Consider the following 12,059-nt stretch of genomic DNA (forward strand, 5'->3'; position numbering starts at 1 on the left):
CGCGCACCGGAGACGGTGCGCGTTTCTTTTTCTCCGTCGCCTAGCTGGCGAGCTGCTGCACGTGGTACCGCCTTGTGATGGAGGAGTCAGTGCTGGATGACGCCGCTCGTCACGTTGACCCGGTCACCGCTGCGGAAGTCGGGGGTGGTGTTCTGGGTGACGACTTGCGTGCTGCCATCATCCATGCGTAGCGTGACGCGGTAGCTGTTCGCGCTGCTGCTGGCGTCGCTGGACCCGCCGGCGACGCTCGAACCCGTGCTGCCGGTGCTGCCGGAACTCCCCATGCTGGCGCTTTCGCGTGGCATGACTTCGATTGCAAGCACGGTGCTGTTGGGGCTGGAGCTCGCACTGGTGGACGCACCGGTTTGCGCACCCATGCTGCCGGAGGAGCCGGTGCTGCCGCTGGCCCCGGAGCTGCCCGACTGGTCCCAGCCCGACGAGCCGGAGCTACCCGAGGTGCCCGAGGTGCCCGAGCTACCCGACGTACCGGAGCTGCCCGAGCCGGAGGTGCCGCTGCCCATGGTGCCCATGCTGCTGGAACTGCCGCTGCTGCCGGTCGGATTGCCGGATGCGTCCGTTGCGCTGCCTGAGCCGTAGCTGCTGGAACCGCCGGTACCGGTTGCGCCGGTGGTGCCGCTCGAGCCGCCCGACATGCTGCTGCCCGACGACTCGCCGCCGCCGCTGCCGCCGCCGCGCATGCCGGCGCAGCCGGTCAGGCCCAGCGCCACAGCCAGCAAGCCCGCCAGGATCATGCTCTGGTGTTTTTGCTTCATGATCAACTCCCTATGGTGGATGTTCATTCGGATGCGTGACGATGCCGCATGCCACTTCGAATAAGAGGCAGGAAGCGCGTCAGCGTTCCAGTTGACCCGGGTTGAAGCTGAGCTGAATCAATGTGGCCGCCAGGACAGCGGATTTTTATGCGACGCGGACGGTCAGCGCTGGCGCACGGGATCGTGCCGTGGCATGAGCACGGCCATCAGCGTGCTGGCCAGCAGCGCGGCGGTGACGTCCACCATCCAGTCGCGCACGTCGCCCGAACGGTAGGGCAGGAAGCTTTGCACGAGTTCGTCGCAGGCACCCATCAGTGCAATTGCCACCACGGACTTGACGGCGCGCGCCAGCCCGCTGCCCGCGCTGCCGAGGAACCACAGCATCGTCAGGAAGGCATAGGTCAGGCCGTGCAGCACCACGCCCGGCGCATACTCGCCTACCTCCGCACGTGCGCCCGGGATCGACCCGGCAATGACGATGCCGGCGAACAGTACCAGGGCAAGCTTGATGCGGGCAGGGCGCAGGCGGGGATCGATCAGCAGGAGCGACAGGAAGGCAGGCATGACATCGGCGTCGGGCAAAAGCCAACAATATCATGCTTACCGAAAATAAGGCCACACCGCCGGCCATGCGGCCCGGCTGCTCAGATTGTCAGTGCGGGCGTGCCGTTGCTGTAGTGGGCGTCGAAGCAGCTTTCGCAGTCGGCGCAGAACAGGTGCGCCACGCGCACGCTGCTTTGACGCAGCACCAGTTGCAGGTGGGTATGCTGGCACTTGGGACAGGTTTCGCGCACGCTGCCGAACGTCAGGAGCTCCAGCGGGACGCTGGCGTCCCGGGGCTGATCGATCACGGCTTGCGGGCTCAGTTCAACCAGGACCAGGTTACCGTCGGCATGGTGGCGGCGGCAAGTGGCGTGCTCGGGCGGATGCGCATAGGTTTCGGATACACGTAAACTCATCGGACAGGCTCCCGTTGTCGTGTGGTCGTGTTGTCGTGCGCAACCCTGCGGATGAGCGAAATACAGGGCGCGAGCTTCATCATAGTCAAATCCCGCGCTGCTTCAAGTCTTTCCGGCGGATTTTTGTGAACGTGTTGCTAATGTGAAGAAAAAAATGCCCACCAGGAACTGGTGGGCACAACCCAAGATCGGGCCAAGAGACGCGTGATCGGTTGGTGTGTTGCACCCTGGGTGCAGCACACCTGCTGCAACCACGCATATCGGTTGCGTGTATCGCAGGTGATTCAAAGTATATGGGTTGATTGTGACCACGCTGTGACACTGATCAAATGTGCCCCCACGCTGCTGAACCGTACCAGCGATCCGCAATCTCAACAATATTGCCCAGGAAGGGCCTGTCGCCGCCAATGCAGGACCATAACCGGATAAAAAAAAGCCCGCTCGAGGCGGGCTTAAAACTATTTTCTTGGAGGAGAATAGTGGAGACAGATGCCATTATGTTGCGTCGCCAAATATATGTCCAATTGCGAATTTGGATACCAGACATTTATATTCAGCATATCTGTCGCGCGTTTCCCGTCTATTGGTGCAGGGCTCACTCCCGCACCGGCACCGTGTAGTTCAGGGCCATGCGCCCACCGTCCGCATACAGGGTCTGGCCCGTGATGTAGGAAGCGTCGTCGCTTGCCAGGAAGGCGGCGATCGATGCCACTTCTTCCGGTTCCCCGCAGCGGCCGAGCGGCGTGCGCGACAGGATCGTGTGGCGCGCTTCCGGGCTGCCGAGCACGGCATTCTTCGCCAGTTCGGTCAGGATCGTGCCGGGGCCGATGGCATTGACGCGAATGCCATGCTGGGCCAGGCTGATCGCGGTGACGCGGGTGAGCTGGTTCACGCCGCCTTTCGACACCACATACGGCACCTGGTTGGGGATGGTCAGCTCGGCGTTCACGCTGGACATGTTGATGATGCAACCGCTCTGGCGCTTGACCATCTCGCGCGCGGTCGCCTGGCTGCACAGGAACATCGATTTCAGGTTGATGCGCAGGACGCGGTCGAAGTCGTCTTCCGTCAGGTCGAGGAAGTCGGCGGCGTGGGTGACGCCGGCATTGTTGACGAGAATGTCAATCTGGCCGAATGCCGCGAGGGTGGCTGCCAGCATGGCGTCGACCTCGCGCTTCACGCTGACATCCGCATGGTGGAAACGCGCCGCGTCGCCCAGCGCGGCAGCGGCGTCCGCGCCTTCCGGGCGGATATCGACGAGCATGACGCGTGCGCCTTCCCGCACCAGGCGTTGGGCGCAGGCAAGGCCGATGCCCTGGCTGGCGCCGGTCACGATCGCGGTTTTGTTGGCTAATCTCATGGCGGCTTCCGGAAATAATAAAGCGGCAATTGTAATCCGGCGGGGCGAGGGAGGGTTTCGGCCGGAGCGGCCACAGCTCATCGTTCCTGCACATCCCAGCTGACATTGCGGATGCCTTGCTCTTCCATGAGGACATCGTAGAGGGCGCGGATCAGGGGCGCAGCGCCTTCGATGGGCGCCTTGCTCCGTCCAAACAAGCTTTTGGTCTTGCGGTCGACATGGCAGTGCCATTTGTCTCCGGACGATTCCCTGCTGGCACAGCAGAGCCGGTAGGCGTGGCCATCCTGCGAGCGGTAGTCGATGAACCAGCCCCAGTCTTCGCGCTGCGGATACGAGGTGATCACGCCGCGCTGCGCGAGCTTCCGGGACAGCCAGAACGCCAGCTCGGCGCCATAGTGGCCGGGACTGACCTGCGATTCGTCGGGCAGGTAGGGACGGAACAGTTCCGAATCGAATTCGACATACGTGTCCATGGTGGCCGCCAGTGGGTGAGCGAAACTGCACAATCTGGCTGTTCATGATACGCACATCGCCGCAACCCGAACGCCGGATCGCGCAAGCGGGCCGGCATATGCCGGACCCGCCGGTTTACAGCATCAGCGGCTTGTCGGGCAACTCGTTGGCGCGGGCGCCGTTTGCGGGGAAGTGCTGGCGCAACAGCTCATTGACCTGCCCGACGGCGGCCAGCGTCGCGTCGTGGAAATGCCCGGCCTTGAAACCCTCGGTCAGCGTGCGGCACACCGCCTGCCAGGTGGCGCGGTCGATCTTGCGGTCGATGCCGCGGTCGGCCACGATGTCGACCTTGTGCTCGGCCAGGTTGATGTAGATGAGCACGCCGCAATTGTCCTCGGTGTCCCAGACGCCGTAGTCGGCGAACAGGGCGAGGGCGCGCTGGCGGTTGGTCACGCCGTCCCAGGCATCGTCGAAGGGCAGGGCCTTTTCGACGATCAGGCGAACTTCGCCGCGGTGGGTCTGTTCGCCGGCCGTGATGGCTTCGCTGATGGCCGTGAGCGTCGCTTCCGGAAAAGCGCGCTGTGCATCGGCATTGCTGCTGGTGAGGTGGCGCCAGGCGCGCCTGATTTTTTGTCCTAGGCTCATTTACCAGTCTCCCGAGGCACCACCGCCGTCGAAGCTGCCGCCGCCGCCGCTCCATCCACCGCCGCCGCCCCAGCCGCCACCGCCGCCGCTGAAGCCGCCACCGCCGCGGCCCATGCCGCTGAGGATGTTACCGAGGATGATGCCAGTGGCAACATTGCCCAAGCCACTGCTGCTGCGGCGGCCCCAATGGTGGGGAGACAGCCTGCTGCGGCGCGGACGGAATATCGAGCGCAGCATGGCGATACCAAAGAACAGCATCAGGAGCCCGAAGATCGGGAAGCCGCCCTCGTCGGACGACGCCTGCCGCTGCGGTACCGGTTGCTGCTGCGCGGGGGCAGGGAAGCTTTCCTTGTTCAGCAGCGTGGCGATGGCGCCGACGCCGGCCACCAGGCCTTCGTAATAATGGTTCTGGCGAAAGTGCGGGGCGATGACGTCCTGCAGGATGCGTTTGGATTGCGCATCGGTCAGCACGCCCTGCACGCCGCGGCCGGCCTCGATGCGCAAGCGGCGCAGCGCACTCGGGTTGTCGCGCGCGACCATCAGCAGCACGCCGTCGTCCACGCCCTTGCGCCCGAGCTGCCAAGCGTCGGTCACGCGGATGCTGTACTGCTCGATCGCTTCAGGTTCCGTCGATTTGACCAGCAGGACGGCGATCTGGCTCCCGGTGCGGGCTTCGTAGTCTGCCAGCACCGCCGCCAGGCGTTCGCGCTGGGCCGGGTCGAGCATGCCGGCCTCGTCGACGACGCGGCCGCTCAGGGCCGGGACCGGCTTGAGCTGCGCGAACGCCGGGCTGGCCAGCACGAACGCCAGCACACATGCCGCCAGGACGGTCCACAGTGCGCGCATGGCGCACGTGGGATGCATGCGAGGACCTTCCGTCAGCACCCGCATCGCTTATTTGCCGAAGTCGACCGTTGGAGCGGTCGAGATCGCCTTTTCGTTCTCGACCGTGAACGAAGGCTTGGTCTCGTATCCGAACACCATCGCCGTCAGGTTGGTCGGGAACTTGCGCACGGTGACGTTATAGTCCTGCACCGAGGCGATATAGCGCTGGCGCGCCACCGTGATGCGGTTTTCCGTGCCCTCCAGCTGCGATTGCAGGTCGCGGAAGCTGGTGTCGGCCTTCAGGTCGGGATATTTCTCGGATACCATCATGAGGCGCGACAGCGCGCCGGACAGTTCGCCCTGCACCTGCTGGAATTTGTTGAATGCGGCTGGATCGTTCAGCACCTCCGGCGTGATCTGGAAGCTGGTCGCCGCGGCGCGCGCGCGGGTAACGGCCTCGAGCGTCTCGCGTTCGTGCGAAGCGTAACCCTTGACGGTGTTCACCAGGTTGGGGATCAGGTCGGCGCGGCGCTGGTACTGGTTCACCACTTCGCCCCAGGCGGCCTTGGTTGCCTCGTCCTTGGTCTGGAACTCGTTGTAGCCGCAGCCGGACAGCAGGGAACCGGCAAGCAGGGCGGTAGCCAGGGTACGGGTCCAACGGGAGAAGAGGGTGGATGTCATGATCGTTCAGTCAGTAGCAAGTTGTTGAATGGTCAAAATATACATGATGTAAAGATATTCCGGCGCATCGTCGCGGTGCACAAGCCGGCATGGATGCCCGGCAGGTACAATATTGGGTTTGCATTAACCGACCGACAAGGGGCACCACGTGACTTTCATCGACAAGCTTTCCGCAGCCTGGACCCGCAACGACTCGCTCCTGTGCGTCGGGCTCGACCCGGACCTGGCGCGTTTCCCCGCCCACCTGCAAGGCCAGCCGGACGCCATCGTCCAGTTCTGCAAGGCGATCATCGACGCCACCGCCGACCTGGCATGCGCCTTCAAGCCGCAGATCGCCTACTTCGCCGCGCTGGGCGCCGAAACGCAGCTCGAAGAGATCTGCGCCTACCTGCGGTCGAACTACCCGCACATCCCGCTGGTGCTCGACGCCAAGCGCGGCGACATCGGCGCCACCGCCCACCAGTACGCGCGCGAAGCCTTCGAGCGCTACGGCGCCGATGCGGTGACGGTGAGCCCCTACATGGGCTTCGATTCGGTCGAGCCTTACCTGGAATGGGCCGACCGCGGCGTGATCGTACTGTGCCGCACCTCGAACGCCGGGGGCTCGGACCTGCAGTTCCTCGACGTGGGCGGCCGCCCGCTGTACCAGCACGTGGCCCAGCTCGTGGCCGAGAAATGGAACCGCAATGGCCAGCTGGCGCTGGTGGTCGGCGCAACCTTCCCGGACGAGATCGCGCAGGTGCGCAAGCTGGTGGGCGACATGCCGCTGCTCATTCCGGGCGTGGGCGCGCAGGGCGGCGATGTGGAGGCGACCGTGAAAGCCGGCCGTACGGCGGGCGGGACCGGGATGATGATCAATTCCTCGCGCGCGATCCTGTATGCCAAGCCGGCGGCAGGGGAAGATTTCGCGGCGGCGGCGCGCCGGGTGGCGCAAGAGACGCGCGATGCGATCAATGCGGCGCGGGGGTAAGCCGGCCTGGTGATGCGTCGAATGGATACGGTCCGGACCATCTGCAAGCCAACAATGCGACAGGCTACTTGCATAGTCGATATGATTTGGCCAGCCAAATCACGACCAAGGACATGCGATGTCTTCTCCTGTTACGCCCTCGCTGACCTATCGAAGCCCGCCGGGGCCGCTTCATGCGACCCTGCTTGCCGGGACAGTCCCCCTGTTTCTCGGTGCACTGCTGAGTGATATTGCCTACTACAACTCCTACCAGATTCAATGGAGTAACTTCGCATCGTGGCTCATTGCCGGAGGCTTGCTGTTCTGCGGCCTCGCTCTCGTGTTCGCGCTCGTGAATCTGGTCCGGGCACCGAAGAAAGCGGGACGTCCTCTGGTCTACTTCCTGTTGCTGCTGGTGATGTTCGTGCTAGGGCTGGTCAATGCCTTCGAACACGCGAAGGATGGCTGGGCGGTAATGCCAGCCGGTTTGGTCTTGTCGGTCGTGGTCACGCTGCTGGCCTGTGTCACGGCCTGGATGGGACTCAACCTGCGCTCGGGAGGACCGGCATGAAGCGACCAAACATCCTGGGCTTGCTGGGATTGACGCTGCTCTTGACCGCATGCGCCGACAAGGGAGAAAGCACACTGTCACGCGGGGCAGACCCTACATTGCCGGAACCGAAACGCGGTTTGCTGCCCGACATGAAGATTGCCGAGCCAGTCGCCTGGGGCAACGAAAAACCGACCGTGCCCAAGGGGTACACCATTACCGCGATCGCGACCGACCTGAAAATCCCGCGACAAAGCCTGGTGCTTCCGAATGGCGATATCCTCGTGGCGGAAGGCCGTGGAGGCAATGCGCCGAAGCTGAAACCCAAGGACGTGATTGCCGGCTACATCAAGGCAAAGGGAAACACCAAAGTCGAAGGGGGCGACCGCCTGACCTTGCTGCGGGATACAGACGGCGACGGGCAGTATGAGACGAGGACCGTTTTCGCCGAAAACCTGAATGCCCCGTACGGATTAGCGTTCGCCAATAACAAACTGTATGTGGCGAACCAGGATGAACTGGTCAGCTTCGATTACCAGGAAAACCAGACCAAGGCCAGCGGCCCGCCGACCTCGATCGCCAAGCTGCCTGCGGAAATCAATCACCACTGGACGAAGGCGCTCACCGTCAGCCCCGACGGGCGCTATCTCTATGTCGGCATCGGCTCGAACAGCAATATCGGGGAACGCGGCATGGAGGTGGAACTCGACCGGGCCCTGGTGTGGCAGATCGACGCTGCGACAGGGGCGCACAAGCCTTATGCGACCGGCCTGCGCAACCCGACGGCGCTGGCGATTCATCCGGACACCGGACAGTTGTGGGCAGTGGTCAACGAACGTGACGAACTGGGACCGGACCTGGTGCCGGATTACCTGACCTCGGTGCGCGAAGGCGCGTTCTACGGCTGGCCGTACAGCTATTGGGGCAACAACGTCGATACCCGTGTCAAGCCGCAGGACCCGAAAAAGGTGGCCGCCGCCGTCAAGCCGGATTACAGCCTGGGATCGCACGTCGCGGCACTGGGCCTGGACTTTTCCGTGCCCGCGATGGGCGCAGCGTTTGCCGGGGGCGCCTTCGTCGGCGAGCACGGTAGTTGGAACCGCGCCAATCCCGTCGGCTATAAAGTGATCTTCGTACCATTCAACAATGGACGTCCTGCCGGGGAACCCATCGACTTCGTGACCGGCTTCCGGGACGCCAACGGGAAGACCCGCGGGCGTCCGGTGGGCGTCACCGTCGATCCGCGCGGGGCCTTGATCGTGGCGGACGACCTGGCAAACATCGTGTGGCGGGTGGCGCCGGCCCGTTGAGCCAGCCTGACGGGATTCGGGAGCCAGGCCGCCGGCGGGACTCCCGGGTGCCGGCAGCACTCAATACCGGCTCGGCGCAATCGTCTCCGCGTAGTCATACAAGGCCCCCAGGATCTCCTCCGTCCGCTCGTCCGCATTCTCGGACAGCGCATCGATCTCCATGAACAGCTGGTCGACCGTGCGCGCGCCGGCCATGCCCTCGAACAGGCGGGCGGCGCGGTGTGCTTCCCACAGCTCCGCTTCATCGGGCGACAGGGTCTGCGGGAAGTTGCGCGCGCGGTAGCGGAAGAACAGCTCGCCCAGGCGCTCGTCCTCGAAGGACGGTCGCATGCCGGCCAGGGCGTCGGCCGACTCGTGGCGCAGCGATTCCAGCTTGCGCCGGTCGCCGTTACCGATGAAACCGCCGTACAGGTCCTCGTCCACATCCACCGCCACCGCCGGGGCCGGCTTCTTGAACACCTCGGCCCAGATCGCGCTCATGTTGCGGCCCGCCGCCGCCTGCACCGCCAGCGCCGCATGGGCCCGGCTGCGTTCGACGTCGATCTCCCAGCGCGTCGCCATGCTCGGGTGCAGGGTTTTCAGGTTCCCGACCAGCATCGGCGACTTGTTCAGGTGCACGCTCTTGATCGGCAGGCGCGTCACGCCTTCCGGCAGCTCGCTGCTCCTCGTGAACATGCGCATGCGGATGGTTTCGACGTCGAGTGTGAACAGTTCCGACGGATCGTGGCGGCAGTCCCACACCAGGACTTCGTTCTTGTTGGTCGGGTGCTGGGCCAGCGGCCACACCAGGCCCAGGCAACCGTTCTCGACCGGGAACATGCCGGACACGTGCAGGAAGGGCTGGCGCTGGCCCGGGTCCAGGTGCAGGCCCATCTCGGCGGCGACGCGGTCCTTGCGGCGCAGCTCCAGGCAGAAGTCGAACAGCCTGGGCTGCTTCTGCCGGATGAGGCGTGCCAGCGCGATCGTGGCGCGCACGTCGGACAGCGCGTCGTGGGCGGCATCGTGCACGAGCCCGTTGGCGGCGGTCAGGTGTTCCAGCCGGAAGCTCGGCTTGCCGTCTTCCTTGCAAGGCCACTCGATGCCGTCCGGGCGCAGCGCGTAGGTCATGCGCACCACGTCCAGCAGGTCCCAGCGGCCGCAATTGTTTTGCCACTCGCGCGCGTAGGGGTCGATCAGGTTGCGCCAGAACAGGTGGCGCGTCACCTCGTCGTCGAAGCGGATGGTGTTGTAGCCGACCCCGATGGTGCCGGGCTCGCTGAAGGCGGCTTCGATCCGTTTCGCGAATTCGTGCTCGGGCACGCCGTGCTGCAGGCAGTGCTGCGGGGTGATGCCGGTGATCAGGCAGGACTGCGGGTCGGGCAGGAAGTCCGGCGCCGGCTGGCAGTACAGCATGATCGGTTCGCCGATCTCGTTCAGGTCGGCGTCGGTGCGGATGGCCGCGAACTGGGCCGGGCGGTCGCGGCGCGGGGTCGCGCCGAAGGTTTCATAGTCGTGCCAGAGGAAGGTATGCGTGCTCATGTATTCTTGTGATGTCGCCAGGATAGAGGCGGGCAGGCGCCATGGTGGCACAGAATGCGCCCCGCGTCAGCTTCGCGGGGCAGAGCTGGATCAGATGCAGACGCGGTCGCGTCCCGCCTGTTTGGCGCGGTACAGCGCGGCGTCGGCCGCGGCCAGCAGGGTGTGCTCGTCGCCGCCCGGCCCGAGGCTGGCCACGCCGAAGGAACCCGTGATGTGCGGCAGCGGCAGGCGCATGTCGGGGAAGACCGGTGCCGTGCGCAGCCGTTCGGCCAGGCGCTGCGCCACCATTTCGGCCAGCCGGGTGTGGGTGTCCGGCAGCACGGCCATCAATTCCTCTCCGCCATAGCGCACTGCAAAATCGGACGGGCGCAGCGAGTCGCGGATCACGCTTGCCGCGCTTGACAGGGCCGCGTCGCCGGCAATGTGGCCGTGGGTATCGTTGAAACGCTTGAAGTGGTCGAGGTCGATCATGACGACCGACAGCGGACTGCCGTCCTGGCGCGCACGGGTCGCGAGCTTGGGCAGCATCTCGTTGAGCCAGGCGCGGTTGTACAGGCCCGTCAGTGCGTCGTTGAGCGAGAGCTGGCGGTAGAACTCGCCCAGCTTCTGGCGCTGGCGCAGCTGGACCTTGGCGGCGCGCACGCGGAAGGACAGCAGGCGCAGCAGGTTGCGCGCGAGCACATTCGAGCGGTCGATCAACTGCCATACCAGCTCAGGCTCGATCACCAGCAGTTCGCAGTCCTCAAGCGCGGTCATGCCGGCCAGGTTGACGGCGTCATCCAGGACCGCCTGCTCGCCCACGCTTTCGCCGGGCAGCACGCGCGTCGTTCCGGTCTCCGTGCCGCCGTCACCGTCGCTGTGGGCGTCCGGCGCCACTTCCAGCGTGCCGGACAGGACGATGTAGAGCCGTGCCCGCAAGCCGTCCTCGACCCGCCGCCCTCCGGCAACCCGCATCACTGCGCACGGGGCGAGCGCCGCCGCGACGGCCGGGTCGTCGGCGCCGCTGAATAGCTGCAGGTCGCGCAGGGTATAGCGCGATGCACCGAAAGTGCTGGTCTGGTCCAAGGAAGTCTCTTGCGGAAAGCGTCATTACGTTCCGGCATGATAACCCATTGCAACTCTCTCGCGCGGGCTGGCGTTCCAGAAACAACAGTGGTCCAATAGCGGCCATGACGACTATCGACTTCCCATCGCCCCATCCGGATCATCTGATCGACGCGCTCGGCCGGCAGCACCTGCCGGCCCCCGGGGCGCGCATCGTGTCGCTGGTCCCCTCGATCACCGAACTGCTGTGCGACCTCGGCCTGGCGAGCCAGCTGGTCGGCCGCACCGGCTTCTGCATCCACCCGCGCGCGCTGGTCGAAGCGATCCCGAAGATTGGCGGCACCAAGGACGTGAACATCGGGAAGATCCGCAAGCTGGCGCCGACCCACCTGGTGGTGAACATCGACGAGAACGAGAAGCCGACGGTGGAGGCGCTTGCGGAATTCGTGCCGAACATCGTGGTCACGCATCCCCTGGGCCCGCGCGACAACCTGGCGCTGGCGCGGCTGATGGGCGGCATCTTCGGTGCGCAGGAGGCGGCCGCGGCCTGGTGCGCGGCCTTCGAAGCCGAATACGCGGCCCTGCGCGCCTTGCCGGCCACGCCGCCGCGCACCGTGCTGTACTGCATCTGGCAGGATCCGTGGATGAGCGTGTCGGACGACACGTATATTGCCGCCATGCTGCGCGAACTCGGCTGGCGCATGCCGGTGTTCGGCGAAGGAGAGGCGAAACGCTATCCCAGCTTTGGCTGGTCGCAGGAACTGGTCGGCCAGCTCGATGCCGTGCTGCTGTCGACCGAGCCGTATCGCTTCACCGAAGCGCATGCCGATGCGCTCGAGAAGCAGTTGGGCATCCCGGTGTTCCTGGTCGATGGCGAGATGATGTCGTGGTACGGCAGCCGCGCGCTGGCGGGCCTGCGCTACCTGCGCGAGGTGAGGGCGATGGTGGAGGGAGGCAGGACCTGACCGGGTGGCGCGCCCAGGAGCCGGGCG

At 65.2% G+C, this 12,059-nt stretch carries 14 protein-coding genes; 4 read left to right on the forward strand and 10 right to left on the reverse strand.

The features are described from left to right. Positions 1-86: 86 nt before the first annotated feature. The 8 genes from ACFFJK_RS02095 to ACFFJK_RS02130 all read right to left on the reverse strand — a co-directional run bounded on the left by ACFFJK_RS02095 (position 87) and on the right by ACFFJK_RS02130 (position 5,696). Positions 87-773: a hypothetical protein gene (locus ACFFJK_RS02095; RefSeq protein ID WP_379677430.1), complete on the reverse strand. Its 687-nt coding sequence runs from the start codon at positions 771-773 to the stop codon at positions 87-89. Positions 774-935: 162 nt separating this feature from the next. Then, positions 936-1,337 (reverse strand): VanZ family protein, encoded by a 402-nt coding sequence (locus ACFFJK_RS02100; protein ID WP_379677431.1) that lies wholly within the window; start codon positions 1,335-1,337, stop codon positions 936-938. Between the two features lie 80 nt (positions 1,338-1,417). Beyond that, positions 1,418-1,732, reverse strand: a complete 315-nt coding sequence (locus ACFFJK_RS02105) for a hypothetical protein (RefSeq protein ID WP_379677432.1) — start codon at positions 1,730-1,732, stop codon at positions 1,418-1,420. 595 nt (positions 1,733-2,327) lie between these two features. Continuing rightward, positions 2,328-3,092 (reverse strand): SDR family NAD(P)-dependent oxidoreductase, encoded by a 765-nt coding sequence (locus ACFFJK_RS02110; RefSeq protein WP_379677433.1) that lies wholly within the window; start codon positions 3,090-3,092, stop codon positions 2,328-2,330. Positions 3,093-3,169: 77 nt separating this feature from the next. Further along, on the reverse strand, positions 3,170-3,565 hold the full coding sequence (locus ACFFJK_RS02115) for a hypothetical protein (RefSeq protein ID WP_379677434.1): 396 nt from the start codon (positions 3,563-3,565) through the stop codon (positions 3,170-3,172). Between the two features lie 115 nt (positions 3,566-3,680). Then, positions 3,681-4,190, reverse strand: a complete 510-nt coding sequence (locus tag ACFFJK_RS02120; RefSeq protein ID WP_379677435.1) for a TPM domain-containing protein — start codon at positions 4,188-4,190, stop codon at positions 3,681-3,683. Then, positions 4,191-5,054 (reverse strand): TPM domain-containing protein, encoded by an 864-nt coding sequence (locus ACFFJK_RS02125; protein ID WP_379677436.1) that lies wholly within the window; start codon positions 5,052-5,054, stop codon positions 4,191-4,193. A gap of 30 nt (positions 5,055-5,084) precedes the next feature. Then, positions 5,085-5,696: a LemA family protein gene (locus ACFFJK_RS02130; RefSeq protein ID WP_379677437.1), complete on the reverse strand. Its 612-nt coding sequence runs from the start codon at positions 5,694-5,696 to the stop codon at positions 5,085-5,087. 148 nt (positions 5,697-5,844) lie between these two features. On the opposite strand from ACFFJK_RS02130, the gene pyrF reads away from it, so the two are divergent. The 3 genes from pyrF (at position 5,845) to ACFFJK_RS02145 (ending at position 8,505) form a co-directional block, all read left to right on the forward strand. Next, on the forward strand, positions 5,845-6,666 hold the full coding sequence (pyrF, locus tag ACFFJK_RS02135; protein WP_379677438.1) for an orotidine-5'-phosphate decarboxylase: 822 nt from the start codon (positions 5,845-5,847) through the stop codon (positions 6,664-6,666). 118 nt (positions 6,667-6,784) lie between these two features. Next, positions 6,785-7,216, forward strand: coding sequence for a DUF2231 domain-containing protein (locus ACFFJK_RS02140; protein WP_379677439.1), 432 nt, complete (start codon positions 6,785-6,787; stop codon positions 7,214-7,216). Further along, entirely contained in the window at positions 7,213-8,505 is a 1,293-nt protein-coding gene (locus tag ACFFJK_RS02145; protein WP_379677440.1) for a PQQ-dependent sugar dehydrogenase, read from the forward strand. Before ACFFJK_RS02140 ends, ACFFJK_RS02145 begins: the two co-directional genes overlap by 4 nt. A 60-nt stretch (positions 8,506-8,565) precedes the next feature. On the opposite strand, the gene sbcB is transcribed toward ACFFJK_RS02145, so the two are convergent. Both sbcB and ACFFJK_RS02155 read right to left on the reverse strand, forming a co-directional pair. Then, positions 8,566-10,023: an exodeoxyribonuclease I gene (gene sbcB, locus ACFFJK_RS02150; RefSeq protein ID WP_379677441.1), complete on the reverse strand. Its 1,458-nt coding sequence runs from the start codon at positions 10,021-10,023 to the stop codon at positions 8,566-8,568. Between the two features lie 90 nt (positions 10,024-10,113). Next, a complete protein-coding gene (locus ACFFJK_RS02155; RefSeq protein ID WP_379677442.1) occupies positions 10,114-11,088 on the reverse strand; it encodes a GGDEF domain-containing protein in 975 nt (324 codons plus the stop codon). Between the two features lie 104 nt (positions 11,089-11,192). On the opposite strand from ACFFJK_RS02155, the gene ACFFJK_RS02160 reads away from it, so the two are divergent. After that, complete coding sequence (locus tag ACFFJK_RS02160; RefSeq protein ID WP_379677443.1) at positions 11,193-12,032, forward strand: helical backbone metal receptor; 840 nt, start codon at positions 11,193-11,195, stop codon at positions 12,030-12,032. Positions 12,033-12,059 lie beyond the last annotated feature (27 nt).

It is taken from the genome of Massilia consociata (assembly GCF_042432755.1).
Lineage (GTDB): Bacteria > Pseudomonadota > Gammaproteobacteria > Burkholderiales > Burkholderiaceae_D > Telluria > Telluria consociata.

Coding starts and splice junctions, on each gene's coding strand:
- ACFFJK_RS02115 (WP_379677434.1), bottom strand. CDS start 3,565: ATGGACACGTATGTCGAATTCGATTCGGAACTGTTCCGTCCCTACCTG.
- ACFFJK_RS02130 (WP_379677437.1), bottom strand. CDS start 5,696: ATGACATCCACCCTCTTCTCCCGTTGGACCCGTACCCTGGCTACCGCC.
- ACFFJK_RS02095 (WP_379677430.1), bottom strand. CDS start 773: ATGAAGCAAAAACACCAGAGCATGATCCTGGCGGGCTTGCTGGCTGTG.
- ACFFJK_RS02125 (WP_379677436.1), bottom strand. CDS start 5,054: ATGCATCCCACGTGCGCCATGCGCGCACTGTGGACCGTCCTGGCGGCA.
- ACFFJK_RS02110 (WP_379677433.1), bottom strand. CDS start 3,092: ATGAGATTAGCCAACAAAACCGCGATCGTGACCGGCGCCAGCCAGGGC.
- sbcB (WP_379677441.1), bottom strand. CDS start 10,023: ATGAGCACGCATACCTTCCTCTGGCACGACTATGAAACCTTCGGCGCG.
- ACFFJK_RS02140 (WP_379677439.1), top strand. CDS start 6,785: ATGTCTTCTCCTGTTACGCCCTCGCTGACCTATCGAAGCCCGCCGGGG.
- ACFFJK_RS02145 (WP_379677440.1), top strand. CDS start 7,213: ATGAAGCGACCAAACATCCTGGGCTTGCTGGGATTGACGCTGCTCTTG.
- ACFFJK_RS02105 (WP_379677432.1), bottom strand. CDS start 1,732: ATGAGTTTACGTGTATCCGAAACCTATGCGCATCCGCCCGAGCACGCC.
- ACFFJK_RS02160 (WP_379677443.1), top strand. CDS start 11,193: ATGACGACTATCGACTTCCCATCGCCCCATCCGGATCATCTGATCGAC.
- ACFFJK_RS02120 (WP_379677435.1), bottom strand. CDS start 4,190: ATGAGCCTAGGACAAAAAATCAGGCGCGCCTGGCGCCACCTCACCAGC.
- ACFFJK_RS02100 (WP_379677431.1), bottom strand. CDS start 1,337: ATGCCTGCCTTCCTGTCGCTCCTGCTGATCGATCCCCGCCTGCGCCCT.